Below are 23,937 nucleotides of genomic sequence, written 5' to 3' on the forward strand. Positions count from 1 at the left end.
AGCATCATGCCGACCCGATCCCTTCCCGATGAAACGATCGATACACTGATCGCCAGCCGTCTGCCCAATTGGTTGAGTGCAGCCACGCCCGAACAACTGGACGCACTGCACCGGGCGTTGCGCGCCCAGCAACACACGCAACATGCGGTGCGTGCCTTGCTTGGGCAGATCCAGCCACTGGAGGAATTTGCCGCGCCCCTGCTGAGCGAGGCGCTGGACAAACAGGTTCAACCCTCGCTGGATGTGCGCCGCAGCATGCTGCGGCGCGAGGTCCAGATCCGCTTCCCGTCGAGCGTCGGCTGGGCCCCGGATGGCATCGTCATGCGCAGTTTCGAACACAGCCTGCTGGCCTCGGCGCTGCATAATTTCGAGCGCGCCGAAACATCGAAGGTCGCTTGGCGGGCAGCGTCGGCAGTACTCGATGCCGAAGGCAACACGCTTGCCCTCCAGCCCCGAGCCTTCGCGGGCCTGTGTCGCACCCTGGATCTGGGGGGGCTCTACCAGCAGCATCTCAAGCACGTGCTGTTCGGCAACGATGCCATACGCCGACACAACGAAGCCCTGCTCGAACAGGGCTGGCGAGAGGCGCTGGAGGCCACAGCGTGGCTGGCGCGGCTTAAGGGTGATATCGACGAGCACATGCTGGCGGCGCTACAAAAGGTCTGCGCTTCGCCATCCCAGCCAGCCTCGCTGACGGCACTGGACATACGCCTGTTGGGCCGCAGGATCCAGGGGGTGGTGGTGTTCCAGATGCCCGGGCAAGAGGGAGCAGAAGGTCAACCTGAGCAGTTGATCGCCTGGATACCGGACGATCCGCAGGGCGCCTTGAGTGTCCACAGCTCCTGGTCCGAGCTGTTCAAGGCGCTGGGCCGGCGTTTTCGCCAGGCGGGTTACTGGTCGTTCTTCCAGCGTTTCGTCAGCGTAAAGGACCGCGTGCATTTCGCCCAGGTGCTGGAGCGCTCGCTGGCCCAAGGCGGCCCGCAGGTTGCCATCGAGCTGGATGGTCGGTGGCAGCCTGTCGCAGGCCCGTTGTTCGCCCACCTGCGCCAGGTGCAGGTCGATACCCTGCTGGACGATGCAAAGGTGCTGGCCGTGCCGACCAGCCTGGTCGACAGCGTCGAGCGTGATCGTCGACTGCACTGGCTCAAGGGGCTGGGGCTCGACGTTCTGGGAATCGCCAGCTTCTTCGTTCCAGAACTCGGCTTGCCACTGCTGGCGATCACGGCCGAGCAACTGACCGAAGAGGTGTATGAGGGGTACCGTGACTGGGAACTCGGCGATCGGGAGGCAGCGCTTGGCCATCTTGTGGCGGTGGCGCAGAACCTTGCCCTGCTCGGCGTCACAGCCGGCGCCAGCAAGGTGCTTGAGCGGGTAGCGCAGGTCGACGAACTGGCCCCCCTACGGGGCGCCGATGGTCAATTGCGCCTGGCGCGTGCCGATCTTCCCGGTTATGCCACGCAAGAAGTGGCGCTGGCGCACGGTGAGCGGGCAACCCTCGACGGGCAGACGTATCAGGGGATCGAGGGTACGACCTATCGCTTGGGCGATGACCCGGATGTAGCGGCAGCGGCGCACCCGAACCGACCCGAGGCATCGACCATTGCGCTTGAGGACAACGGTGCCGGTGGCCTGCGCCATGCCCTGGAGCCTGCCCAGCAATGGCAGGGGGAAGGCATGCTGATACGCCGTCTGGGCAGAGGGTTGCGCCAGGTGAGTGACGATATGGCCGGTCCGCTGCTGCGCAGTATCGGGATGGACGAGGCGCAGATACGGCGCCTGCACCTTGAAAATGCACCTGCGCCAGCGCGTCTCTACGATGCGGCGCAGCGTTATCAATTGCACGACAGCTTTCCCAAACTGCGTGGCGCCGCGTTCGAAGCTCACGTCCAGGAGCTGCAGGCCACACCCGTCCCGGCAGCGCAGCCCTTGCACCGTGATTTTCCCTCCCTCACGACGCGTGCCGGCCAGGAGCTGCTCGACCAGGCCAATGCTGACCAGCTCCAGCAACTGCTGGAGCACGGACGGGTGCCACTGGCGTTGGCCGAGCGTGCGCGCTGGCAGTTGCGTGACGCCCGTCTTGATCGGGCCTGTGCAGGTTTCGAGCAGGCCGCCGCGGTGGTTCAGGATACCGAACAACTGGCGTTGGGACTGTTGCAGGCCTGGTCGCCCTGGGACAGCTCTGTACGTATCGAGGTGCGTGACGGACAGTTCGACGGCCAGGTGCTGGCACAGGTAGGCGATTCGCTTGCCAGCCAGACGCGTCGAATGATCAAGACCGCGAAAGGCTATCTGGCAGTCGATGCTCAAGGGACGCCCATGCCGAGTGCCTACGCCACGGACGATCTGTTCCAGGCCCTGCTATGGCATCTGGATGAACCGCAACGGTTGCAGTTGGGCGAGGCGGCCCGTTCTGCCCGGCACCTGGCCGATGCCCTGGCCGCGCGCGCCTTTGCCCAGCGCGAGCAGGCTGCCCGCCTCATTGGCATGGCGCCCATCGGTACAGGGCTGCGCCCTGCGCAACGGTTGGGCGACGGACGCATCGGTTACCTGTTGAGCGGCCGCCCCGAAGGGTCACGTCGTGCCTTGCTGCGGGGTTATCAGCAAGTCTTTCCGACCCTGTCGGATGTAGAGGTCGAAGCGTATCTGGAGACTGTGCGCCAGCGCGGCGAGGGCCTGTGGGATCACCTGCGCAACCTGCAACAGCAAATGATTAGCCTCAACCAAAGCCTGGGCAGCTGGCGTCGTGAGGCAACCCGCGCGCCCATGATCGAGCGGCGTCGCCTGATCGCCCAGCGCATCCGCCATTGCTGGCGGCGCAAGCGCGTCGAACACGATGGCACGTACCGACTGATCATCGACAGCGAACGGCTTGATAGCCTGCCCACACTTCCTGAGGGCGTGACGTTCGAGCATGTCACCCAACTGACATTGCGCCGCCTGAACCTGCAGGCCATCGACGCAGATTTCCTCTCGCGCTTTGCCAACCTGCGCAGCCTCGATCTGCGTGACAACTTGATCGACAGCATCCCTGAAGGGCTGCAACTACTGACGCAGCTCACCGAACTGCACCTGGCCGGCAACCAGATCGTCATCGACGAAGCCGGCATGGCCAGGCTGAGCGTGCTGACGCAACTGCGTACCCTGGACCTTGCGCACAACCCCATCGGCCGACTGCCGCCGCTTGGTCCCCTGGAGAACCTGCAGCGTCTGTCATTGCGCGGTACGGGGTTGGTCGAGCTGCCAGTCGAGGTGTACATGCATCCGCAGCTCGAGGATATCGACCTGCGCGACAACAACATCAGCGACATGAGCCCGACTCTTGCGCGTTCGCGTCGTCGCCTGGCCGGCCTGAGCCTGCATGACAATCCGCTGCCTGAAACAGCACAGGCCACACTGCGTACCGCAATGGGAGAGGATGCTGCGGTGATCGTGCCCCTGCGCCGACATGCCCCGGGAGGGCAGTAGTCGCTCGAACTCTGGCTGGCAGGTTCCACCGATGCGCAGCGGACGGTGCGCGAGGGCCAATGGAATGGTCTGTTGCACGAGCCGGGTAGCAGTGACCTGATGCGCTTCCTGCATGATCTTGGCCGCTCCCGTGATTACGCAATGCAGGGGCTGGATCTGCGACGCAGGGTCTGGCAGGTGATCGACGCCTGCGTACAGAACAGCGAGGTTCGCGAGGCGATCTTCCAGCAGGCTGCCGGGCCACGTACCTGCTCCGACCAGATGCTGCTGATTCTCAGCCTGCTGGAAGTTCGCGCCCTGGTCGCCACACGTACCATCGGGCTGGCCCCCGCTGCGGTTGGCCCCGCATTGACGCAATTGGGCCGCGAGCTGTATCGGCTGGACGAGGTCGACAGCATCGCCGCCCGGCACATTCAGCAGGCACGTATCGCCAATCCCTATGGTTTGCACGACGAGGTAGAGGTGCATCTGGCTTACCGGGCCGGGCTGGTCAAGCCGCTCGGGTTGCCGGCCCAGTCACGTTACATGTACCACCGGATGTTCTCCGATGTCGGGGAGGCAGAACTGCGTCGGGCGAGCACGGCGATCCTGCAGGCGGAAACCAATGCCCGCATTGCCGCATCGTTGGTACAGCGCAGTTTCTGGCAGGACTACCTGCGCAACACGCAGGCCGAAGCCTTCGAAACGCTGAACCAGCCCTACCATGAGCGCCTCGAAGCACTGATGGCCGAGGTCGAGTCCTCGCCTGAGCAGGGCGTGCTCGACGATATCCAGACGTTGGCCGAGGAGCGCAGTACTGCCGAGCGCGAGTTGGTCCTGGCGTTCACCTTGAGCATGCTGGACGCGCATCCGTGGGTTGGAGGCTAGCTGCTTGAGCGGGCGCTGTTTCAAGACTTGCAGGGCAGGATGGGGGCGCTCGCGAGGATGTGCCAGGTCGATAGGCAGGTCTTCGCGAATGCGCCCCGGGTGGGCATCCATCACGATCACTCGGTCACCCAGGTACAGCGCTTCTTTGAGGTCATGGATGACCTACACCCAGGCATTGCTCGCTCATTCGCCGCGTTTGCACCTGTGTCCTGCAGGTGCGGCGGCGTACCTCTGTCGCAGCGGACACCAGGAAAAAATCATCAAGTGCGGAATTATTTAGTGTCCATTTGTATCTGACCCCATAGGGCCCGTTGCCACTATTGCTTTGGCTGCGTGGCCAAAAACCGTTCGCCCGCCCGATCTGCCCCGGGGACAGCGGATTGTCACGACAGGTCAGCTACAGAGTAAGCACTTATGAAATCACGCAAGAGAGTCAAGCCGATCGGCTTGAAAGACATCACCATCGTCGACGACGCCAAGATGCGCAAGGCGATCACCGCCGCGGCGCTCGGCAACGCCATGGAGTGGTTCGACTTCGGCGTCTACGGCTTCGTCGCCTACGCCCTGGGCAAGGTGTTCTTCCCCGACGCCTCGCCCAGCGTGCAGATGATCGCGGCTCTGGCTACCTTCTCGGTGCCTTTCCTGATCCGGCCGCTGGGCGGTCTGTTCTTTGGCGCCCTGGGTGACCGCTACGGTCGCCAGAAAGTCCTGGCGGCGACCATCGTCATCATGTCGCTGAGCACCTTCGCCATTGGCCTGATACCGTCCTATGCCTCGATCGGCATCTGGGCGCCGATCCTGCTGTTGCTGGCCAAGATGGCCCAGGGCTTCTCGGTCGGCGGCGAGTACACCGGCGCCTCGATCTTCGTCGCCGAGTACGCCCCGGACCGCAAGCGCGGCTTCCTCGGCAGCTGGCTGGACTTCGGCTCGATCGCAGGCTTCGTGCTGGGTGCCGGTATGGTGGTGATGATCTCGGCCATCGTCGGCGAGGAGAAATTCCTCGACTGGGGCTGGCGCCTGCCGTTCCTGGTCGCGCTGCCGCTGGGCATCATCGGCCTCTACTTGCGCCACGCCCTGGAGGAGACGCCAGCCTTCCAGCAGCACGTCGACAAGCTCGAGCAGGGTGATCGCGAAGGCCTGGCCTCGGGGCCCAAGGTGTCGTTCAAGGAGGTGGCCACCAAGCACTGGCGCAGCCTGCTGACCTGCATCGGTGTGGTGATCGCGACCAACGTCACCTACTACATGCTGCTCACCTACATGCCCAGCTACCTGTCGCACAACCTGCACTACAGCGAAGACCACGGCGTGCTGATCATCATCGCGATCATGGTCGGGATGCTGTTCGTGCAGCCGGTGATCGGCTTCCTCAGCGACAAGGTCGGCCGACGTCCCTTCATCGTGGTAGGCAGCGTCGGCTTGTTCGTGCTGTCGATTCCGGCGTTCATGCTGATCAACAGCGGCAGCCTCGGGGTGATCTTCGCCGGTTTGCTGATCCTGGCGGTGCTGCTGAACTTCTTCATCGGTGTGATGGCCTCGACCTTGCCGGCGATGTTCCCCACCCACATCCGCTACAGCGCCCTGGCGAGCGCCTTCAACATCTCGGTGCTGATCGCCGGCCTCACCCCGACCATCGCCGCCTGGTTGGTGGAAAGCACCGACAACCTGTACATGCCGGCCTACTACCTGATGGTCATCGCCGTGATCGGCCTGCTCACCGGGCTGACCATGAAAGAGACCGCCAACAAGCCGCTGCGCGGCGCGGCGCCTGCGGCCTCGGACCTGGAGGAAGCCAAGGAACTGCTGCAGGAGCACCACGACACCATCGAGCAGAAGATCGAGGACATCGACGAGCAGATCGCCGAACTCGAGGCCAAGCGCAAGGTGCTGGTGCAACAGCATCCGCGGATCGAATGAGTCAGGAAGTGATGATGGCAAAATGATGCAGCCCCCTCGGGAGTGAACCAACTTTCCGGCTCCACTATGGACAGTGAGTCGGAACCATGGAATCAACCCTTACCCCGCAATCGCAAACCCCAGCAGCGCAGGACACTGCGCTGCTGCCCACCTTCAGCAGTTCTGCTACGCACACCTCGGTCCAGGATCTGGCCCACTGGCAGTTGCTCGCCAGCGTGCTGTTCGATGTCGGTGCTCGCAGAGCCACGCCCTTTTGCACTTCCCTGACGGTCTACCACTTCAGTCGTTTTCTGTTTTGCAGCGGCCATCTGGACGCAGCCCGTTATCGGCGCGACAGCACCCGCCTGGGGTGGTGCGACCTCGATCACTACCTGTTGCACTTGCCACTGCAGCGTGGCCTGGCCTGCGCCAATGGCCTGCGGGTGCGCCCGTGGGACGTGGTGTTGCTCGATCTGGCGCAACCGGCCACGTTCAGCATGGCGGCCAGTGAGGGGATCAGCCTGCTCATACCGCGCACAGCGCTATCGCTGCTGTTGTTCGACGCCGGCCAGTTGCATGGCCTGGTGCTGCGTCGGGAGACGGCCGCCGGTATGTTGCTGGCGCGTCTGTTGTCGTCGCTGGAGGCCACCGCGCCGCAGCTGGGCATGGATGAAGCGCTACGTCTGGCCTTGCCGCTACTGGGGATGGTCGCGGCCTGCCTGGCCAAGGCCATGGCTGGCCAGGCGCAGGCCCAGGTCGCAGGCCAGGCTGACCTGGGGCGTCGTGTACGCCTGCACATCGAACGCAACCTGCACCGAGAAGACCTCACCCCGGCGGTGCTGGCCAAGGAAGTCGGCACTTCGCGCAGCCAGCTGTACCGCTCGTTCGAGCGCTTCGGCGGGGTGCGCCACTACCTGCTGCAACGCCGCCTGCGTCGCTGCCTGTTCGCCCTGTGCGACAGCACCAACGCCGGTCGGCGCATCGGCGATCTGGCCTACGACCATGGCTTTGTCGACGAAACCCATTTCAGTCGCCTGTTCCGCAAGGCGTTCGGTCTCTCGCCGCGGGCTGCGCGTACGGCGCTGAACAATGGCGGCGTCTCGGGATTCTGCTGCCTGGTGCCGGCCAATGGCGAGCGGCCTGTGCTCGATCACTGGATCAGGGAACTGATCCATGGCTGAGTGCACGGCCAGATGAACCTGGGACGCACATCCAGGTTTTCGGGACGCCCATGCCGGGACGGCGCCTGTCACTGGCCATAACCTGACCTCACCACCCACAACAGGTGTCAGCCGCAGATGGCCCGTTCCCGTGACGGCCCGCGCCCGGCACCGACAATCGACAAGGAGCGTCTGTCGTGGCGAACCACTCCCTTCATCACTTGATCCAGAGCATTGCCGGTGCCGTGGCCGAGGCCCAGGACAAGATCCAGCGCTTCCAGATGGCGACCGTGCGCCAGTACTTCGATGACGACAACCGTCCGGTCAGTGTCGATGTGCGCCTGCCGCTGCAGTCGCCCGATGCCAAGGAGGGCGAGGAGCGCCTGGTACGGGTGCCCCTGCTGTCGCTGGTCGGCTCGCGTTTGCTGACCGTCAAGGACATGCAGATCGACTTCGAGGTCGGCCTGCATGCCGATGACCGTGAGCCGAGCGCTGCACAGGCCGGCGAGGTCGACCCCGACTCGCCGTGGCCGACCGATACACACACGCCTTTGAACGTCGATATGGGCGTTCGCCGAAATGGTGAAAGCGGGCCAGTGGCGCGCGTCACCCTCAGAGTCGAAACCCAGCCCTCGTCCGAGGGCATGGCGCGACTGATCCACAACCTCGATAAATTGATCTAGGAGAGACGTCATGTCTGACTTTGTTATGGGTAACCAATTCCGCGGCCTGCCGATGGCAGACCTGATCGGTGCCCCCCTGAGCGCTGCCTGCGACGCTCAGGTCCGCCTGGCCAATGCCACCGCGAACTTCATCAAGGTGATTGGCTTCCTGCCCCCGGCCGACCCGGCCAACGCCGGCCCCAACGATGTCGGCGACATCCGCAACGTGTCGTTCCGCTACGACCGTTCGGCACCGACCGAAGACGATCCGGCCGCCATCGAGAAAGTCGAGCTGCAACTGCCGCTGCTGGCGGTGGTGAAGGTGCCCAACCTTGCGATCAACAAGGTGGACATCAGCTTCGACATGGAGGTGCGCAACTCCGAGCAGTCACGCGACACCGAAGACCGCTCCGGCAGCTTCTCCGCCGAGGCCAAGTTGGGCTGGGGGCCGTTCAGCGCCAAGGTCAACGTGTCCGGTTCGGTGGCCTCGCACAAGGAGAACACCCGTTCCACCGACCAGTCGGCGAAGTACCACGTCGAGGTCCATGCCGTGGACGATGGCATGCCTGAAGGCCTGGCGCGGGTGATGGACATCATCGCCCAGTCGGTCACGCCCAAGATCGCCGCGTGATGCGCGGATGTCCTGAGCGACACGCTGGCGAGGGATGGGCCTGATCCGCAGGCCGACGCTGGCAACCAGTTTTTCCGGAGAGGGAATGCCGTGATGTTTGATTTGACGGATGTTGGATATGTGAAGCGCATCGTGGTCGGCAGCCTCGATCCGGAAAAGCTGACCCCGGAGGAGGCGGTCGAGGCACAGGCCGCATTGCTCAACCGCTGCCTGAGCGGCACGCCGCGCGGGCGGGTGCTGGGCATCGAGAAGAGCTTCAAGCTGCTCAACATCGGCGAGCACCAGGTCGTGCTGCAGGCATTGACCTACCACGTCGGTTTCGCCCGCAGGCCCTACTGGCTGACGGACGAGGCGGAGCAATCGTGATGGGCAGCCTGGAACAGTTCGTGATGGCGCTGGGCGCCGAGATGCAGCGTGCGCAGCAGGCCTGCAATCGACTATGGCCGGGCACCCAGGTGGCTTCGTTGAGCCTGGTGCTGGACGCCACGGTGGAGCCGGTCGGGGAAGGTCTGGCGTTGCGTGTCGGCGGTACGCCTGCACGCGGACGGGGCAGTCATGCGTTGAGCATCGAGGTGCCGGGCTATGGCAACGAGGCCATCGTCGTGCGCGTGGATGGCGAGCTGCTGGGGATCTACAGGAGGCCAGGCGATGAGCAGGCGCAATGACCGTTCGATGCTGTTGGTTCTATCCCCGGAGGAGGGCAGTGCCTTGAAATCGATCATCGATCTGAAGTCGGTTCGCAGCCGCAGGATGTCCGGCCCCAGGCGACTGGTGATCGGCATCGGTGCCGGCCTGCTGGTAGCGCTGATGGCACTGGGCCTGGTGCGTCCGGAGTTGGCGATCGCCATCGCCGAATGGGCGGGCTTGCTGTTGGCGTTCTGAACATGTGCATTCATTCAACAAGGAGAGTCGATATGAAATCCACCCTTGCAACACTGGCTGGTGCACTGGCACTGGCGACACTGCTGCCGGCGTTTGCCGAGCAGAAATACGTCGGGCAGTTCGAGACCGAGGACGAGTTCCTCGACCTGATACTGGTCATTCCCGACGAGGGACGTGAAGGGAAAGGCCGACTGCGCATCGATACCTGGTCGTGCAATCTGGAGTTGGGCTCGCCATCCCGGATCGCCGATGCCATTCGCTACCCCATCACCAAGGCCGATGCTGGCTACTGCGCCGCGCTGGACAAGGGCTACGTGCTCGGTTGGCCGGTCGGCAACGATCTTCAGGTCCAGGTGTTCAGCCGCAACAAGAAGGACAGGTTCGGCGCTCGCCTGACCCTCGTTCGCAAGTAGCGGCCAGACCCGCTCGACCCACCGCAATCTCTATCGAAACCAGCGCAAGGCAGGCAATCGCCGTCGCCGACGGGAAAGTCGTGCCCGCTGCAAGGAGGCAAGCATGTGCATCAAGCAATCGGTTGGTGAAGGTGGCAACAACGACAAGGGCGATGTCCGCACCCTGCAGTTGTTGCTCAACATGAACAGCGGGCGCGGCGAATTCGTCTGTGCCCTGGTTACCGACGGGCTCTGGGGGCCGGGCTCGCGCACGGCCCTGAAGCGCTACCAGGAACTCCAGGGCATTGCCCAGAGCAAGACGGTCAGCGCCAACGACAACACCCTGAACGCCCTGCGCGCAGGCCTGCCGTCGACGATCGGCACGGCGACCTTGTGGGCGGTGCTGATCCATGCGACCGGCGCCAAGGTCGAGGCGTTTCGACAGCCCATCCTCGATGTGTTCGCTCGCTACAAGATCGACACGCCACTGCGCCAGGCGCACTTCCTGGCGCAGATCGCTCATGAAAGCGGGTGCCTGCTCTACACCGAGGAAATCGCCAGCGGCAGCGCCTATGAAGGGCGCAAGGACCTGGGCAACACCCAGTCGGGCGACGGCAAGCGTTTCAAGGGACGAGGCCTGATCCAGCTGACCGGGCGGGCCAACTACCGCCAGTACGGCCAGGCCTGCGGGCGCGACTTCGAACTCAAGGATGCGCCCACCCTGGTCAGTACCGACCCGTTCCTGGCGGTGGATGTCGCGGGCTGGTTCTGGGACAGCCGCAAGCTCAACACCTACGCCGACAAAGACGACGTGAAGGAAGTCACCCGCCGCATCAACGGCGGCTTCAACGGCCTCGACGACCGCATCGCCTACCTGACCCGCGCCAAGTGGCTGCTGGGGCTGTGACCGCTTTGCCGGGCACTCGCCCGAGCAACGCATCAATGATTCAACCCAACGAAAAGGAGCTTCACGATGAACAAGCGTATTGTCAGAAACTGCACACGCCTGGCCCTGGTCAGCCTGGTGACCCTGGCCGGCATCGGTGCCGCCCAGGCCGACCCGACCTGCAGCAAGGGAATCCTGGCCGGCACCCCGCGGATCAATGCCCAGCACATCTTCTGCGGTGAGGTCAGCGCACCTGACGTTGCCAAGGGCTTCCACAGCCGTCCGGGCGGGATCAACCCCGACAGCGTCAGCAATGCACCGGCCGGAACGCACGGCGCGGGTGATATCTACACCTTGAAGAACTTCACCATCGCCGAGGGTGCCAGAAGCGGGACGAAGAGCATTTCCACGATGTTCCCCGATCGCTGCACCGAGACCCAGGTGATCGCGGCGGTGCGCAATGCCTACGCCACCAAGGTCCAGGATGCCTCGAACAAGAGCAAGTATGTGGGCTCGTCGGGGACCGAGTGCCAGAAGGGCACACCGGCCGCTGCGTTCGATATCGTGTTCTATTTGAACGGCGATCTGATCAATACCGCCTATCCTAAACCCTGATTGCATCCACTCGTCGCCACGGGGCAGGTACCCGTGGCGACCGTTTTTTTACCGTGCGACAGGAGTACGCCCATGACCGTTTCCGATGGCTTGCAGGCATTCATCGCCGAAGAGTTGACTCGCGAAAGCATCGATACCCTGCTGGAAAAGGCAGAGGCCGTGCGCTACGGATCGGCCGATGTCACCTACAGTGGCAACGCCTTCCTGGTGACTTTCGAGGCGGACACCGCTGTGCTGCGCCATCACCACGTGGCTGACTGGCCGGTAGTGCGGGTTCCACTGGCCGAGTTCATTCAGCGCTTGCGCGAGTGGGCCGAGTAGGGTGATCCGAGAGCGTTTCATGCGATGATGGCCAGCCGCTTTTAGCCGGGACACCCCAAGCACGGGGCGGCTGCCTTCGACCAACCATGGATGATCATCGTGTTCAAACCGCTACTCCCTCTCGCCCTGAGCGCCCTGTTCCTGGGCGGCTGTGCCGGCCACTCGCCGAGCAAAGACCAGGTTTCCCTGCGCACCGACAAGGGTGCGATCGTCGGTATCTGGGCGATGATGCCGCTGAAGAACGGCATCGCCAACGTCGCCGAATACAAGGCTGACGGCAAGGTGCTGCTGCACCCGTTCAACTGCGCCGAGCCCAAGACCCAGGCCGTAGAAGTCTCCGACTACAAGGTCGCGGAGGACGGCAGTTCGATCCACGTTCAGTCCGAGGCGCGTGCGTTCGACCTGAAGGTCTTGGGTTTTGCCCCGAAGGTCATGATGTTGAGCATGCCGGTCGCCGATGCCCAGCTCACCTTCCTCTACCGCAAGGTCGAGCAGGTGGCGCCGCTGTGTGACCTGTACGTCGATACCAAGGGCGAGACTGCGCGGCGCACGCCGTTTCAGGCAAGTGACTTCACCCCGGCGCCGGCGGTGCCAGCCCATGCGGGGCTGGAGCGCTATATCGGCAAGTGGGCGAGCAAGGCCGGGGCGGTGCAGATCGAGGTCGTGCGTGACGCCAGCGGCGTCTACCTCTATCACCGCCCGGACGAGAACTGGCACTACCTGTACAACAACGTGCGCTGGACCGGCGATACCCTGGCCTTCAACAGCTACGCCTACACCGAGAAGCCGGCGCTGTTCCGCCATCCCTACCACAAGACCAATACGCCCATGACCCTGGAGCCGCTGGAAAACGGCCAGGTGCGCATGACCTACCTGATCGACGGCAAGCGTTTCGACAGCCTGCTGCAACGGACCAAGGACTGAGCCGAAGCCTGTAGAGGTGGGCCTCCATCATGGCGGCCTGTCTCTACAGGGTTATGACTTATAAAATAATTTGCATATTAGTTTATTGCTAAAATCAATTTAATTTATTTATAGCGACTCGGTACAGTCAGTGCTCCAGCGCACGTCCACCCCCGAGGAGCGCCATGCCGATCCGTTCCCGCCTTCTGCCGATTGCCGCCAGCCTGCTGCTGGCAACCCAGGTCTTTGCCGCCGAGCGCCTGACCCTGCGCATCGGTGACCAGAAGGGCAACATGCGCGCCCAGCTCGAAGCTGCCGATGCACTGCGCGACCTGCCCTACGACATCCACTGGGCCGAGTTTCCGGCCGCCGCACTGGCAGGGGAGCGATGAGCACACCGTGGCCCAGCAGCAGGAGACCGCCGACTTCTACCACGCCCATGGCCTGATGACGCAACGGCTGGACGTTACCCCAACCTTCGCCAAGGGTTTCAGCGTACCTGCCGACTGAGGCACGCGGCGAGGTTCATACCCCTCGGGTCAGTCCGCCATCGACCTTGATGTTCTGCCCGGTGATGTAGGCCGCGCCTTCGCTGGCCAGGAAGGCAATGGTCGCGGCGATTTCCTCGCTCTTGCCGTAGCGCTTGAGTGGCACGCTGTCGCGGCGCTGCTCGGTGGCCGGCAGGCTGTCGATCCAGCCGGGCAGGACGTTGTTGATCCGCACGTTATCCTTGGCATAGGTGTCGGCGAAGATCTTGCTGAAGGCTGCAAGGCCGGCACGGAACACGGCCGAGGTCGGGAACAGGTCGCTGGGTTCGAAGGCCCAGGCGGTGGAGATGTTGATGATCACGCCGCTTTGCTGTTTCTGCATGGTCGGGGTGACCAGGCGGGTCGGGCGAATGACATTGAGCAGATAGGTGTCCATGCCCTTGTGCCAGTCGTCGTCGCTGATTTCCAGGATCGGCGCGCGCGGGCCATGGCCTGCGCTGTTGACCAGTACGTCGATGCGCCCCCATTTCTCCAGCACGGTGCCGACCAAGCGTTGCAGGTCGTCGTTGGACTGGTTGCTGCCGGTCACGCCGATGCCACCCAGTTCGTTGGCCAGGGCCTCGCCCTTGCCCGATGAAGACAGGATTGCCACCTTGAATCCGTCTGCCGCCAGGCGCCGCGCCGCGGCTGCACCCATACCGCTACCGCCGGCGGTGATGATCGCTACTTTTTCTACTGACATGTGACCTCCAATGGAATGCTTGGCTGATGTGATGGGATCAGCCTAGCACCCGTATGCCGCTGGCAGGGAGGCAGCAGGGGCTTGTCTATTCAGTAGAAAATCTATTGCCTCAGGGCGTTTCTACCTGCTCCAGCAGCCAGCCGCGAACCACGTCCAGAGCGGTAGGCGTGCCGCCCCTGCGGGGCCAGACCAGATAGAAGTGCTTGTCCATCTCCAGCGCCTGCTCGAACACCTGCACCAGCCGCCCGGCCTGCAGGTCTTCCTGCACGAACAGTTCGCTGGACAGCGCCAGCCCTTGCCCGGCCACGGCGGCTTCGATGGCCAGCGAGGTCTGGTTGAAACGCACGTTCTTCGGCATCGGCTGTGTCGGCTGGCCGAACAGCTGGGTGATGAATTCAGGCCAGAAATTATGCGCATCGTGCAGCAGCAGGAAATGCTGCAACTGCTCGAGGCTGTGCGGTGCACCCCATTGCGCCAGCAGTGCAGGGCTGGCCACCGCGACCACCCGCTGCCTGAGCAGCAGTTCAGTGTTGAGCCCGGCGCCGAAAGGCGGATGGCCGTAGCGCACGGCAAGGTCCACGCCGTCGGCCTGGAAGCGCGACAGGCGATCGGTGGCCAGCACCCGCAGGTCGATCTCGCCATGGGCCTCGGTGAACGAACTCAGCCGGGGGATCAGCCATTTCGAGGCGAAGGTCGGGGTGACGCTGACGGTGAGGTGAAGGTTGTCCGGGCGCAGTGCCGCAGTGGCTTCGCCGATCAGGGCCAAGGCGTTGCGAATACTGTGGCTGTAGCCCAAGCCCGCGTCGGTCAGGCGCAAACCACGTGGCAGACGTTCGAACAGCCTGATGCCCAGGCTCGCCTCCAGTCCCCGTACCTGCTGGGCCACGGCAGCCTGGGTGACACCCAGCTCCTCGGCCGCCAGGCGGAAATTCAGGTGGCGCGAGACAACCTCGAACACACGCAGGGCATTGAGTGGGGGGAGGGCGGTCGGGCCTTCGGTCATGGTCGTGTCTGCTGGTGGGGATCGAGGGAGGATAACAGTTTGCGCCGCCAGCCCTGTTGCAGGATCGGTGTAACCGGTACCCTCGACGGCCCACCGTTTTCAGGACCATGCCTATGCCTATGCCTATGCCTCGAGGTGCCGTGATCGCAGCCGGGCTGCTGCTGTTCGCCAGTGCACAGGTACTCGCCGAGCCCCCCGCCGTGATGCAGCGCTACGCCTGCAGCGCTTGCCACCAGTTGGATGTGCGGGCCGTGGGCCCGTCCTGGCGAGAGATTGCCGCGCGTTATCGCGATGGCAGCAAGGGCACCGGGCAGCTGGTGCAAAGTATTCGGCAGGGCAGCCGGGGGCAATGGGGCGTGGTGCCGATGCCGCCACAGGCGCAAGCCCGCGAGGAAGATTTGCAGGCCATTACCCAGTGGATTCTCGAACAGCGCTGAGTGCTGGGTTGACTATCCTGAAAATCGCAATGAAACGTCCTGATTTATCCTTCTTATCGAGACGATCCTGAACGCATAACCTGTGCCTCACCGACATCCGGCGAGGCCGTCAGCCCATGCAGCAAGTCCCTGTCTCACGTGCCCTCGCGGCACGCCTGCTCTGCCACTTCCCGAGCCAGTGCGAGAAACGCGGTCATGCCTGCCGAGGGATTGCGCCGCCCCGCGTAGTACAGGCACAGCCCCGGCAATGGTGGCGTCCAGTCGTCCAGCACGCGCACCAGGCGACCGGCCGCGATGTCCTCGCGCACATCCTGTTCCATGAAGTAGCCAAGGCCCACGCCAGCCATGACGGCAGTACGTGCCAGGCTGGCCTCATCCAGGGTGATTGGCCCTTGCACCTCGATCTGCTGTGCGCTGTTGCCGTTGGCGAAGCGCCAGCGGAACAGTGCGCCATCGGGCAGGCGCACGCGGATGCAACTGTGGCGCTGCAGGTCGGCTGGCAGCCTTGGCGTGCCCCGCGCGACCAGGTAGGCAGCGGAGGCGACCACGGCATAGCGCTGCGGCCGGCCGAGGGACAGGCTGATCATGTCACTGGGCACCAGGTCGGCGACCCGCACGCCCAGGTCGAAACCGTCGGCGACGATATCCACCAGCCGCCCCTCGGTGACCAGGTCCACCTGCATCTGCGGATAGCGCCGCAGGAACTCCAGTATCAGCGGCCCGATGATCTCGCGTGCGGCGAAGGCCGCAGCGTTGATGCGCAGCATGCCGCTGGGCTGTTCGCGCTGGGCGCGTACTACCTCCAGGGCGCCTTGTACCTCGCCCAGCGCCGGGGCGACGTGCTCGACGAACAGGCGCCCTGCATCGGTCAGCGACACGCTGCGCGTGGTGCGGTTGAACAGGCGCACGCCAAGGTTCGCCTCGAGCTTGCCGATGGCGTTGCTCAAGGCAGTGGTGGACATCCCCAGGTCGATGGCCGCCGCGCGAAAACTGGCGCGTCGGGCGATGGCGAGGACGGCATCGAGGTCATTGAGGCTGACGCGCTCCATGGTTCGGCTCGTTCGGACAAAAACACGATTCTATCCGCAACCCAGGTTGCTACCACCGGAGAATATCCATGAGTGATCCATCAGAAACCCTGCGCGGCAAGCGCGTACTGGTCACCGCCGGCACCAAGGGCCTGGGCAAGGCCACGGTCGAGCTGTTCGTCGAACTGGGCGCCCGGGTGCTGACCTGCGCGCGCAGCGCGCCCGCCGATGCCCCTCAGGCGTCGTTCGTCAGCGCCGACCTCACCACCCTCGCGGGGTGCGAGCAGTTGGCGGGCGAGGTCGAGCGGCAACTGGGCGGGGTCGATGTCATCGTTCATGTGCTGGGCGGCTCCAGCGCACCGGCCGGGGGCTTTGCCGCACTGGGCGAGGCGCATTGGCAACAGGAACTGGACCTCAACCTGCTGCCTGCCGTGCGCCTGGATCGCGCCCTGTTGCCCGGCATGCTGGCGCAGGGCGGCGGGGTGATCGTTCACGTCACCTCAATCCAGCACCATCTGCCGCTGCCGGAGGCCACCACCGCCTACGCGGCGGCCAAGGCGGCGCTGTCGACCTACAGCAAGAGCCTGTCCAAGGAAGTCGCGCCCAAGGGCGTGCGCGTGGTGCGGGTCGCGCCCGGCTGGATCGAGACCGAGGCCTCGGTAGCCCTGGCCGAGCGCCTGGCCAGCGAGGCGGGCACCGATTACGAGGGTGGCAAGCGCATCATCATGCAGGCCTTGGGCGGCATCCCCCTGGGTCGGCCCGCCAGCCCTAAGGAGGTGGCCAACGTCATCGGCTTCGTGGCCTCGCCTGCCGCAGCAGCGGTGACCGGCACCGAATTCGTGGTGGATGGGGGGACCATTCCGACTGCCTGAGCCGCGTTACGAGGCGGTCCACACCGCCAGTTCGTAGCCGTCCGGGTCGATGAAGTGGAAGCGCCGACCGCCAGGGAAGGCGAAGGTGGCGCGGCTGATGCGAGCGCCGGCGGCTTCTACACGCTGTTGGGTTGCGTCGAGGTCGGCGGCGTAGAGGATGACCAGCGGCCCTCCGGGCCGTACCGCTTCGCCGGTGGTGAAACCGCCGCTCAGGCGGCCGTCGGAGAACTCGGTATAGGTGGGGCCGTAGTCGGTGAAGGTCCAACCGAAAACGTCGCCGTAGAACGCCTTGCTGCGGCTGATGTCGGTGACGTTGAACTCGATGTTGTCGATCTGTCGATCCTGTCCGCGAATACCCATGTTGCCTCCTTGCGTAGTGGAGCGCGCAGTCTAGCGCATCAGCGCAAGCGCAGGGTCTTGGTCACGGTCTCCCCCTGCGTGCCGCTGGTCCACCTGCTCGTGGCTTACCCAAGCTCCAAGGCCTGCAACGATCGCCCACGGACGATATACTCCGCCGCCTCATGTCGTCCCCCGGAGAACCCCATGCGGCAGGCTTTGCTTATCGTCGATGTCCAGTCCACCTTCAGCCCTCCCGAGTGGCTGATCGACGGAATCCGCGCGTTGGCCGCGAAACTCCCCGCCATCGCGTCGGTCGAGTTGCACGACGAGCAGGTCACGCCGTTCCAGCAGCAACTCGGCTGGCACCCGGCGCGCGAGGACGAGAGCCTGGTCGAGGCGGACGAAGTGTTCGTCAAGCATGGCTACGGGCAGACCCCCGAGGCCATCGACTACCTCAAGAAACTGGGCGTGGAGCGCGTGCTGGTCTGCGGCCTGCAGACCGAAACCTGCGTACTGGCCGCCGGCTTCGCGCTGTTCGATGCCGGGCTGAACCCGACCCTGGTCACTGACCTGACGGTGGGCTCTTCACTGGACCGCTCGGGCAAGCTGGGTATCGAGCTGTGGACCCACCATTTTCGCCAGGTGACCACGGTGGCGCAGGTGGTCGAAGGGCTGCAAGGCTGAAGGGGCTGCAGGCCAGCCCTTTACACCTACACTACCGCGATCAGGTCAATCTCCACCGCGGCATTCTTTGGTAACTGGTACACCCCCACCGAGGTGCGGGTATGCTTGCCGGCGTCGCCCAGCACCTCATGCAGGATCGCCGAGGCGCCGTTGGCCACTTCGCTCTGCTGGGTGAAATCCGCCGCCGACTGCACGAACACGCTGATCCGCGCGATTCCCTTGACCTTGTCCAGCGAGCCCAGGCTTTCGCTCAGCAGCTTCAGGCAGCGCAGGGCGCTGACCTTGGCGGCGATCTGCGCGTCGGCGAGGCTGACGTCCTCGCCCACCCGCCCCGGGTGCACCACCGTGTCGTTGACCCGCGGGATCTGCCCGCTGATGTACACCTGGTCGCCCAGGTGCAGCACTGGCACATAGTCGCCGCCGATCTTCAGCGGGCCATCGAACGAATAACCCAGCGCCTGCAGAGCGGCTTCATAGCGGTCGTGTCTGGACATCGGTAGTGCTCCCTGGTGTGCTCGATGCGATGGCCAAGACTAATCAAACGCCTGCGTGCCGACCAGTGGCTCAACCCTCCCAGCGCTTGAAAATCACGCTGGCATTGACGCCACCGAAACCGAAGCCTTTGGACAGCGCGTATTCGGTATCCAGCGGACGTGGTTGGCCTGCGGCAATGTCCAGCCCGGCAGCTGCCGGGTCAGGGTCGACCAGGTTGAGCGTGGCCGGTGCCCGTTGGTCGCGTAGGGCAAGCACGGTGAAGATCGCCTCGATACCGCCGGCGGCGCCCAGCAAGTGGCCGGTAGCAGACTTGGTTGCACTGATCACCGGCGAAGGTACGTCGGCGAACACCGCCTTGATCGCTGCCAGTTCGCCCTTGTCGCCCACTGGTGTCGAGGTGGCGTGGGCATTGAGATGGCCCACCTGTGCGGCCTGGATACCGGCCTGGCGCAGGGCCAGGGTCATGGCGCGTCGCGCGCCGTCGCCGTCTTCCGGCCCCGAGGTGATGTGATAGGCGTCGGCGCTGGTGCCGTAGCCCACCAGTTCGGCCAGCGGCGTGGCGCCGCGTGCCAGTGCGTGCTGCAGTTCTTCGATCACCAGCAGGCCGGCGCCTTCGCCCATGACGAAGCCGTCGCGTGCCGTGTCGAACGGGCGCGAGGCCTGTTCCGGGTGCTCGTTGAAATCACTCGACAAGGCTCTCGCTGCCGCAAAGCCGGCCAGGCTGACACGATGAATCGCCGCCTCCGCGCCCCCGCAAAGCGCCACATCCGCTTCACCGGCCAGGATCATCCGCGCGGCGTCGCCAATCGCCTGCACCCCGGCCGCGCACGCGGTGACCGGTGTACCCAGCGGGCCTTTGAGCCCGTGGGCGATCGACACCTGTCCGGCGACCAGGTTGCCGAGGAAGGAGGGAATGGTGAAGGGCGACAGCTTGCGCGGGCCTTTGCTGTCGGTGGTGCGCACGGCCTCGGCAATGGCCGGGAAGCCGCCCACGCCAGTACCGATGATGGTTGCCGTGCGTTCCTGCTGTTCGACGGTTTGCGGTTGCCAGCCGGCCTGTGCCAGGGCCTCCTGCGCGGCGCCCAGGGCGAACAGGATGAAACGATCGACCTTGCGCTGCTCCTTGGCCGGCAGTACGCGGTCCGGATCGAAGCCGGCCTCGCTGTCCTGTTGTAGGTCCGGCACCTGGCCGCCGATGCGCACCGCCAGGTCGCCGATCAGCGATTTCGCCAAAAGCCTGGAGATCGCGCCGAGCATGTTGACCCGCAGGCTCAACGCGCTGGTGGAGGCCGGCCTGCTCGAGCGCCATGCCTACAGCACCCGTCCCCTGCGCCACGAATACCTGCCCAGGGCACGGGGGCGCGACCTGCAGGCTGTGCTCTATGCGCTGATCGCCTGGGGCAATCGGCATTTCGCGCCTGAGGCCGTCAGTGTGCAGGTGGTGGAGAAGGGGACGGGCAAGGCCTTGCAGCCGATGACGGTCGAGGTCGAGTCCGGGCGTGTGGTGCCCTGGTCAGCGTGCGAGCTGGTGCAGGGGCCTGGCGCCAGCGAGGGGATGCGGGCGCGGCTGCAGCGCAGTCGCGAGGGCTGATCAGCCGCGCAGGGCAGGGGCCTGGCGCAGGCCGTCGCCGGCCACTTCGACCTGGTCGGCACGCAGGATCGCAGCGCGCTGGTGTTCGTATTCCTGTTGCGACAGGCCTCGGCGTTGCAGAGCCTCGAGCTGCAACTGGCGCGTTTCCTCGGCGGTATAGGGACGCTGTTCGGGATGGCTGGCACAGCCGGCAAGTGCGGCGATACCAAGGGCGGCCAGGGCAGCGAGCAGCAGGCGGGCGGTGGCGTTCATCGGCGGGTTTCCTGTTTCGAAGATTCGTCTGGCGAGTCGTTGAACACAGGTTATCGAGCACGGCCGCCGGGCAGAAATCGTCGTGCTCGATAGTCACTATCGATGAGCGCGCCCGGCTCAGATCACCCGGGCACTGTGCAAGGCTTCCAGCGCCTGGCCGCGCAGGCGGGCCAGATGGCCACGGAGACAGCGAAGGCGCTGATCGGCCATGTTGAGCCCATGGCCTTTGCCTGCGCCACGTCTGCCGAGGTCCAAGTGCCGGGAAGCACGGCCCGCGGGGACTACGCGGTCAATCTGGGGTTGGGGTATCACTGGTGATGTCGGGGGCGCGCCAATACCACAGCGGTTCCTCGCTAATATGCACATGCTTGTGCTTGCTGGCCTCGAACGGTGTGTCCAGTGTTGCCAGTGCCACCGAAACCCAATCATTGAATGCACCTTGTGAGCGCGACCAGAACAGTGTCGATCCGCATCGGCCACAGAACTCGCGCAGTACCGAGGCCGATGAGGCATAGGCGCTGATGTCCGTGACCCCGCTCGATATCCGCAAGGCCTCCCGCGGCACACTGCCGTAGGAGGCGAACATTGCCCCGTGCGCCTTGCGGCATTGACCGCAATGGCAGTGGCTCACGGCCTTGGGACGTACCAGCAGTTCATAGGTGATCGCTGAACACAGGCAGCTTCCCTTGTACACATCGGCCATACGCGCATCCACCATCCTTGAAAAGTCCTTTGCTTGACGGCATGTGGCCGTTATCAGGCCATTGTGTCATTTCTCGCCCAGCCGTGGCGGCGACGGCCAGTGGCTGGCCAGAGGGGGAGTACGCCATGCCGTGGCCGCCAAAGCGCTGACCCTGTGCAGCCTGCCCGGTGCGGTTGGCGCTGATCACGTAGGCGCCGGAAACAATGGCCGCCATCGCGGCGGCGCAATCCCAGTAGCGATAGTCGGTGCCGGAGGCGCGGGGGACGGCGATCAGGTCGGCGCCGTCACGGCCGTAGTGGCGGGCGCGCTCGTTGAACATCGACTCGGTACACAGCAGCACACCGAGCTTGAGCTTGCCCCCCTGGATCACGTCGAATCCCGACTTGGCGGCGGTGAACCAGGTCTGTTCATGAAAGCCCCGCTCTTCGGGGAAGAAGTGTTTATGGTGGACGAAGCGGTAGCCTGTGGCATCCAGCACGAAGGCTTCGTTGACCAGGCGCCCGTTCGCCAGCAACGGCCTGCTCGACAGCACGGCAGGGACGTCGAGCCTGGCCAGGGCGTCGAGGGCGGGCACTTGCAGATTCTTGCGCTTGAATCGGTGTCTCAGCTCGCTTGCGAGCGCCGCCGCTTGTTCCGGTACATCTCGCCATCGGCATGGCTCAACAGGGCATCGGCATCGCGCCCGTCTGCTGGGTAGCAGGCGACGCCGATGCTGCACGCCGGCATGCCGAAGCCGCCAAACTCCGCATCCAGCGGCTCGGCCATCACAGCGACGATCTGCGCGACCTTCTCGAACACGGCGCCGTGCGACGGCAGGTCGGTGAGCAACAGGGTGAACTCGTCGCCGCCGATTCGCGCCACGGTGGCATGCGCGCCGGCGCAGCGTTCCAGGCGCTGGGCCACCAGGCGCAGGACGCGGTCGCCAGCGCTGTGGCCGTGGGTGTCGTTGATCTCCTTGAAGTCGTCGATATCGACGAACAGCAGGGCCAGGTTGCCGCCGTGCTGCTGGGCTGCCTGCAGGGCGGCATCCAGGCGGCTGTTGAACAGGGCGCGATTGGCCAGCCGGGTCAGCGGGTCGTGGTGGGCGAGAAAGCGCAGCTCTTCTTCGGCCTGGGTGAGGGCGGTGACGTTGCGCGCCACGCCGATGCGTGCGCCCACTTCTTCGGACCAGAAGGCCGCCCAGAGGATATGGACGATGCCGCCGTCCTTGCGGATGTAGCGGTTGCGAAAGTCGAAATGCGCTTGGCCGGACATGACCCGGACGATCGAGGCGCGGGTGGCGGGCAGGTCGTCGGGGTGCATGTAATGCGTGATCGGCGTGCCGATGAGTTCCTCGGCGCGGTAGCCCAGCAGCGCTTCGCAGGCATCGCTGACGAACACGATCTGGTCGTCCTGGTCGACCACGAAGACGGTGTCGAGCATCAGGTGGATCAACTTGGGGTAGAGCGCTTGCAGGTCGACGGGCATGGGGCAGGTGTCCGGGTCGTGAGACTCGATCAGGGCCAGATCGCAGAAGGGCCGACGAGTCATCCTGCGCGCGCCCGGCACCCAGGCGGTACCGGCCGATCGTTCGCGGCCACTGCACAGCCTACAGGGTCTGGCCGTTATGGCCAGCAGGGTGGTGAAAAATAGTGGCAGGCGCAGCCGAACGTGGGCAGTGATGGCATCATGCGCCGACGAATGGCATCGTGCAGCGATCATTGCTGGCACCTGTCGGTTTCTGGTCCAGACTGTCTGAACCCTGTCGCTCTTCCTGCCGCCTACCGAGACGAGGGTCATCCATGATCGAGCCCCACTTCTGCCGGACCCTGCTGCTGTCGCTCACCTGGTGCGTGCTGTCTCAGGGCGCGCTGGCGGTGGAGGCGTGCGCGGGCCTGACCGCCACGGGCAACCCCGAGTATCCGCCCTACCTCTGGCGCGACCCGCAAGACCCCCAGCGGCTGATCGGCGCCAATGCCGACCTGCTCAAGCACGTGGCAGGCGAGCTTGGACTGGACGTGGAATTGAAGTATGTCGGGCCCTGGGGGCGGGCCCAGGAAGAGGTGCGCACCGGGCGCGTCGACCTGCTGGCCGGCTACTTCCTGACCCGGGCGCGGCAGAACGAGGTGGACTTCATCGAACCGCCGTTCCTGTACACCCCCAGTGTCGTCTGGGTGCGCAGCGACAGCGCCTTCCCCTATAAGGGCTGGGACGATCTGCGCGGGCTCAAGGGTGGGGTGCTGGTCAACAACAGCCATGGCGAGCAGTTCGACGAGTTCGCCCGCACCAATCTCAACCTGGAGGCAGTGCCAGGCGCCAAGCAAGCCTTCGAGAAGCTGCTGCACAAACGCAGTGACTACGTGATCTTCGAGCAGTTTCCAGGCATGGCCCTGGCGCGTGTGCTGAACGTGGACCAGCAGGTGCAGGTGCTCGAACCGCCAGTGTCCAGCGAGGGGCTGTACCTGGCAATGTCCCATGACTCGCCGTGCAACCGGCCGCAGTTGCGTGAGCGACTGGCCGCGAAGATGAAGCAGATCGTGTCCAGCGATCTGCCGGAACGCCTGGTGGCACGAAACCTTGAGCTTTGGCGTCAGCAGCAGGAGGGCGCGGCGGCGCCTTGATCCGGGCCTTGCTGGCGCGGCAAGAC

The 23,937-nt window shown here is 64.7% G+C and carries 28 protein-coding genes and 2 pseudogenes; 20 read left to right on the top strand and 10 right to left on the bottom strand.

Features of this window, described 5'->3' with window-relative positions; translation table 11 throughout:
• Positions 1–6: 6 nt before the first annotated feature.
• From AC2CGW_RS06130 to AC2CGW_RS06200, 15 genes and pseudogenes are all read left to right on the top strand, one after another.
• A complete protein-coding gene (locus tag AC2CGW_RS06130) occupies positions 7–3,465 on the top strand; it encodes a dermonecrotic toxin domain-containing protein (RefSeq protein ID WP_484573698.1) in 3,459 nt (1,152 codons plus the stop codon).
• 15 nt (positions 3,466–3,480) lie between these two features.
• Positions 3,481–4,332, top strand: coding sequence for an NEL-type E3 ubiquitin ligase domain-containing protein (locus tag AC2CGW_RS06135; protein WP_484574001.1), 852 nt, complete (start codon positions 3,481–3,483; stop codon positions 4,330–4,332).
• Between the two features lie 414 nt (positions 4,333–4,746).
• Entirely contained in the window at positions 4,747–6,246 is a 1,500-nt protein-coding gene (gene proP, locus AC2CGW_RS06140) for a glycine betaine/L-proline transporter ProP (protein ID WP_288375020.1), read from the top strand.
• An 86-nt stretch (positions 6,247–6,332) separates the two neighbouring features.
• Positions 6,333–7,406, top strand: a complete 1,074-nt coding sequence (locus AC2CGW_RS06145) for a helix-turn-helix domain-containing protein (protein WP_288375018.1) — start codon at positions 6,333–6,335, stop codon at positions 7,404–7,406.
• Positions 7,407–7,582: 176 nt separating this feature from the next.
• Positions 7,583–8,068, top strand: coding sequence for a DUF2589 domain-containing protein (locus AC2CGW_RS06150; protein WP_186664050.1), 486 nt, complete (start codon positions 7,583–7,585; stop codon positions 8,066–8,068).
• A 10-nt stretch (positions 8,069–8,078) separates the two neighbouring features.
• A complete protein-coding gene (locus AC2CGW_RS06155) occupies positions 8,079–8,678 on the top strand; it encodes a DUF2589 domain-containing protein (protein WP_063545193.1) in 600 nt (199 codons plus the stop codon).
• 93 nt (positions 8,679–8,771) lie between these two features.
• Positions 8,772–9,044, top strand: coding sequence for a hypothetical protein (locus tag AC2CGW_RS06160; RefSeq protein ID WP_063545192.1), 273 nt, complete (start codon positions 8,772–8,774; stop codon positions 9,042–9,044).
• Positions 9,044–9,343, top strand: coding sequence for a hypothetical protein (locus AC2CGW_RS06165; RefSeq protein WP_484573699.1), 300 nt, complete (start codon positions 9,044–9,046; stop codon positions 9,341–9,343). The genes AC2CGW_RS06160 and AC2CGW_RS06165 overlap by 1 nt, the downstream gene beginning before the upstream one ends.
• A complete protein-coding gene (locus AC2CGW_RS06170) occupies positions 9,327–9,560 on the top strand; it encodes a hypothetical protein (protein WP_411382697.1) in 234 nt (77 codons plus the stop codon). The genes AC2CGW_RS06165 and AC2CGW_RS06170 overlap by 17 nt, the downstream gene beginning before the upstream one ends.
• Before the next feature lie 32 nt (positions 9,561–9,592).
• A complete protein-coding gene (locus AC2CGW_RS06175) occupies positions 9,593–9,973 on the top strand; it encodes a hypothetical protein (protein ID WP_484573700.1) in 381 nt (126 codons plus the stop codon).
• Between the two features lie 103 nt (positions 9,974–10,076).
• Positions 10,077–10,859, top strand: a complete 783-nt coding sequence (locus AC2CGW_RS06180) for a glycoside hydrolase family 19 protein (RefSeq protein ID WP_186664058.1) — start codon at positions 10,077–10,079, stop codon at positions 10,857–10,859.
• A 66-nt stretch (positions 10,860–10,925) separates the two neighbouring features.
• A complete protein-coding gene (locus AC2CGW_RS06185) occupies positions 10,926–11,453 on the top strand; it encodes an EndoU domain-containing protein (RefSeq protein ID WP_186664060.1) in 528 nt (175 codons plus the stop codon).
• A gap of 72 nt (positions 11,454–11,525) precedes the next feature.
• A complete protein-coding gene (locus tag AC2CGW_RS06190; protein WP_186664062.1) occupies positions 11,526–11,774 on the top strand; it encodes a hypothetical protein in 249 nt (82 codons plus the stop codon).
• 90 nt (positions 11,775–11,864) lie between these two features.
• Positions 11,865–12,698: a hypothetical protein gene (locus tag AC2CGW_RS06195; RefSeq protein ID WP_189657654.1), complete on the top strand. Its 834-nt coding sequence runs from the start codon at positions 11,865–11,867 to the stop codon at positions 12,696–12,698.
• Between the two features lie 164 nt (positions 12,699–12,862).
• A pseudogene (locus AC2CGW_RS06200) lies at positions 12,863–13,063 on the top strand (aliphatic sulfonates ABC transporter substrate-binding protein); the annotation flags it as partial.
• A gap of 139 nt (positions 13,064–13,202) precedes the next feature.
• Here the strand turns inward: AC2CGW_RS06200 and AC2CGW_RS06205 are convergent.
• Entirely contained in the window at positions 13,203–13,907 is a 705-nt protein-coding gene (locus AC2CGW_RS06205; RefSeq protein WP_484573701.1) for an SDR family oxidoreductase, read from the bottom strand.
• Positions 13,908–14,016: 109 nt separating this feature from the next.
• Positions 14,017–14,910 (bottom strand): LysR substrate-binding domain-containing protein, encoded by an 894-nt coding sequence (locus AC2CGW_RS06210; protein WP_186664068.1) that lies wholly within the window; start codon positions 14,908–14,910, stop codon positions 14,017–14,019.
• 113 nt (positions 14,911–15,023) lie between these two features.
• On the opposite strand from AC2CGW_RS06210, the gene AC2CGW_RS06215 reads away from it, so the two are divergent.
• Positions 15,024–15,347 (top strand): c-type cytochrome, encoded by a 324-nt coding sequence (locus AC2CGW_RS06215; protein ID WP_202883539.1) that lies wholly within the window; start codon positions 15,024–15,026, stop codon positions 15,345–15,347.
• A 134-nt stretch (positions 15,348–15,481) separates the two neighbouring features.
• On the opposite strand, the gene AC2CGW_RS06220 is transcribed toward AC2CGW_RS06215, so the two are convergent.
• The gene (locus AC2CGW_RS06220; RefSeq protein ID WP_484573702.1) at positions 15,482–16,396 is read right to left on the bottom strand and encodes a LysR family transcriptional regulator; all 915 of its coding nucleotides are present in this window, start codon (positions 16,394–16,396) and stop codon (positions 15,482–15,484) included.
• A gap of 68 nt (positions 16,397–16,464) precedes the next feature.
• On the opposite strand from AC2CGW_RS06220, the gene AC2CGW_RS06225 reads away from it, so the two are divergent.
• Positions 16,465–17,247 (top strand): SDR family oxidoreductase, encoded by a 783-nt coding sequence (locus AC2CGW_RS06225; RefSeq protein WP_484573703.1) that lies wholly within the window; start codon positions 16,465–16,467, stop codon positions 17,245–17,247.
• 6 nt (positions 17,248–17,253) lie between these two features.
• On the opposite strand, the gene AC2CGW_RS06230 is transcribed toward AC2CGW_RS06225, so the two are convergent.
• Positions 17,254–17,607: a VOC family protein gene (locus AC2CGW_RS06230; protein WP_186664074.1), complete on the bottom strand. Its 354-nt coding sequence runs from the start codon at positions 17,605–17,607 to the stop codon at positions 17,254–17,256.
• A gap of 183 nt (positions 17,608–17,790) precedes the next feature.
• Between AC2CGW_RS06230 and AC2CGW_RS06235 the strand changes: the two genes are divergently transcribed.
• Entirely contained in the window at positions 17,791–18,270 is a 480-nt protein-coding gene (locus AC2CGW_RS06235) for a cysteine hydrolase family protein (RefSeq protein WP_186664076.1), read from the top strand.
• A 26-nt stretch (positions 18,271–18,296) separates the two neighbouring features.
• On the opposite strand, the gene AC2CGW_RS06240 is transcribed toward AC2CGW_RS06235, so the two are convergent.
• Positions 18,297–18,764 carry a RidA family protein gene (locus AC2CGW_RS06240; protein ID WP_186664078.1) on the bottom strand — a complete coding sequence of 156 codons (468 nt, stop codon included), beginning with the start codon at positions 18,762–18,764 and terminating at the stop codon, positions 18,297–18,299.
• Positions 18,765–18,834: 70 nt separating this feature from the next.
• A pseudogene (locus tag AC2CGW_RS06245) lies at positions 18,835–19,998 on the bottom strand (beta-ketoacyl-[acyl-carrier-protein] synthase II); the annotation flags it as partial.
• Between the two features lie 22 nt (positions 19,999–20,020).
• On the opposite strand from AC2CGW_RS06245, the gene AC2CGW_RS06250 reads away from it, so the two are divergent.
• Positions 20,021–20,356, top strand: a complete 336-nt coding sequence (locus AC2CGW_RS06250; RefSeq protein ID WP_484573704.1) for a winged helix-turn-helix transcriptional regulator — start codon at positions 20,021–20,023, stop codon at positions 20,354–20,356.
• On the opposite strand, the gene AC2CGW_RS06255 is transcribed toward AC2CGW_RS06250, so the two are convergent.
• The 4 genes from AC2CGW_RS06255 to AC2CGW_RS06270 all read right to left on the bottom strand — a co-directional run bounded on the left by AC2CGW_RS06255 (position 20,357) and on the right by AC2CGW_RS06270 (position 22,778).
• Complete coding sequence (locus AC2CGW_RS06255) at positions 20,357–20,608, bottom strand: hypothetical protein (protein WP_054891461.1); 252 nt, start codon at positions 20,606–20,608, stop codon at positions 20,357–20,359.
• A gap of 289 nt (positions 20,609–20,897) precedes the next feature.
• Positions 20,898–21,311, bottom strand: coding sequence for a GFA family protein (locus tag AC2CGW_RS06260; RefSeq protein WP_484573705.1), 414 nt, complete (start codon positions 21,309–21,311; stop codon positions 20,898–20,900).
• Complete coding sequence (locus AC2CGW_RS06265) at positions 21,262–21,885, bottom strand: carbon-nitrogen hydrolase family protein (protein ID WP_484573706.1); 624 nt, start codon at positions 21,883–21,885, stop codon at positions 21,262–21,264. Before AC2CGW_RS06265 ends, AC2CGW_RS06260 begins: the two co-directional genes overlap by 50 nt.
• A 29-nt stretch (positions 21,886–21,914) precedes the next feature.
• Positions 21,915–22,778 (bottom strand): diguanylate cyclase domain-containing protein, encoded by an 864-nt coding sequence (locus AC2CGW_RS06270; protein WP_484574002.1) that lies wholly within the window; start codon positions 22,776–22,778, stop codon positions 21,915–21,917.
• 314 nt (positions 22,779–23,092) lie between these two features.
• On the opposite strand from AC2CGW_RS06270, the gene AC2CGW_RS06275 reads away from it, so the two are divergent.
• Positions 23,093–23,911, top strand: a complete 819-nt coding sequence (locus AC2CGW_RS06275) for a substrate-binding periplasmic protein (protein ID WP_484573707.1) — start codon at positions 23,093–23,095, stop codon at positions 23,909–23,911.
• Positions 23,912–23,937: the final 26 nt, after the last annotated feature.

The sequence above is a fragment of the Pseudomonas sp. SYWMCR5 genome (assembly GCF_057197165.1).

Coding starts and splice junctions, on each gene's coding strand:
- AC2CGW_RS06210 (WP_186664068.1), bottom strand. CDS start 14,910: ATGACCGAAGGCCCGACCGCCCTCCCCCCACTCAATGCCCTGCGTGTG.
- AC2CGW_RS06180 (WP_186664058.1), top strand. CDS start 10,077: ATGTGCATCAAGCAATCGGTTGGTGAAGGTGGCAACAACGACAAGGGC.
- AC2CGW_RS06250 (WP_484573704.1), top strand. CDS start 20,021: ATGTTGACCCGCAGGCTCAACGCGCTGGTGGAGGCCGGCCTGCTCGAG.
- AC2CGW_RS06185 (WP_186664060.1), top strand. CDS start 10,926: ATGAACAAGCGTATTGTCAGAAACTGCACACGCCTGGCCCTGGTCAGC.
- AC2CGW_RS06165 (WP_484573699.1), top strand. CDS start 9,044: ATGGGCAGCCTGGAACAGTTCGTGATGGCGCTGGGCGCCGAGATGCAG.
- AC2CGW_RS06205 (WP_484573701.1), bottom strand. CDS start 13,907: ATGTCAGTAGAAAAAGTAGCGATCATCACCGCCGGCGGTAGCGGTATG.
- AC2CGW_RS06215 (WP_202883539.1), top strand. CDS start 15,024: ATGCCTATGCCTATGCCTCGAGGTGCCGTGATCGCAGCCGGGCTGCTG.
- AC2CGW_RS06240 (WP_186664078.1), bottom strand. CDS start 18,764: ATGTCCAGACACGACCGCTATGAAGCCGCTCTGCAGGCGCTGGGTTAT.
- AC2CGW_RS06230 (WP_186664074.1), bottom strand. CDS start 17,607: ATGGGTATTCGCGGACAGGATCGACAGATCGACAACATCGAGTTCAAC.
- AC2CGW_RS06270 (WP_484574002.1), bottom strand. CDS start 22,778: ATGCCCGTCGACCTGCAAGCGCTCTACCCCAAGTTGATCCACCTGATG.
- AC2CGW_RS06155 (WP_063545193.1), top strand. CDS start 8,079: ATGTCTGACTTTGTTATGGGTAACCAATTCCGCGGCCTGCCGATGGCA.
- AC2CGW_RS06255 (WP_054891461.1), bottom strand. CDS start 20,608: ATGAACGCCACCGCCCGCCTGCTGCTCGCTGCCCTGGCCGCCCTTGGT.
- AC2CGW_RS06160 (WP_063545192.1), top strand. CDS start 8,772: ATGTTTGATTTGACGGATGTTGGATATGTGAAGCGCATCGTGGTCGGC.
- AC2CGW_RS06235 (WP_186664076.1), top strand. CDS start 17,791: ATGCGGCAGGCTTTGCTTATCGTCGATGTCCAGTCCACCTTCAGCCCT.
- AC2CGW_RS06225 (WP_484573703.1), top strand. CDS start 16,465: ATGAGTGATCCATCAGAAACCCTGCGCGGCAAGCGCGTACTGGTCACC.
- AC2CGW_RS06190 (WP_186664062.1), top strand. CDS start 11,526: ATGACCGTTTCCGATGGCTTGCAGGCATTCATCGCCGAAGAGTTGACT.
- AC2CGW_RS06130 (WP_484573698.1), top strand. CDS start 7: ATGCCGACCCGATCCCTTCCCGATGAAACGATCGATACACTGATCGCC.
- AC2CGW_RS06145 (WP_288375018.1), top strand. CDS start 6,333: ATGGAATCAACCCTTACCCCGCAATCGCAAACCCCAGCAGCGCAGGAC.
- AC2CGW_RS06175 (WP_484573700.1), top strand. CDS start 9,593: ATGAAATCCACCCTTGCAACACTGGCTGGTGCACTGGCACTGGCGACA.
- AC2CGW_RS06220 (WP_484573702.1), bottom strand. CDS start 16,396: ATGGAGCGCGTCAGCCTCAATGACCTCGATGCCGTCCTCGCCATCGCC.
- AC2CGW_RS06195 (WP_189657654.1), top strand. CDS start 11,865: ATGATCATCGTGTTCAAACCGCTACTCCCTCTCGCCCTGAGCGCCCTG.
- AC2CGW_RS06170 (WP_411382697.1), top strand. CDS start 9,327: ATGAGCAGGCGCAATGACCGTTCGATGCTGTTGGTTCTATCCCCGGAG.
- proP (WP_288375020.1), top strand. CDS start 4,747: ATGAAATCACGCAAGAGAGTCAAGCCGATCGGCTTGAAAGACATCACC.
- AC2CGW_RS06260 (WP_484573705.1), bottom strand. CDS start 21,311: ATGGCCGATGTGTACAAGGGAAGCTGCCTGTGTTCAGCGATCACCTAT.
- AC2CGW_RS06275 (WP_484573707.1), top strand. CDS start 23,093: ATGATCGAGCCCCACTTCTGCCGGACCCTGCTGCTGTCGCTCACCTGG.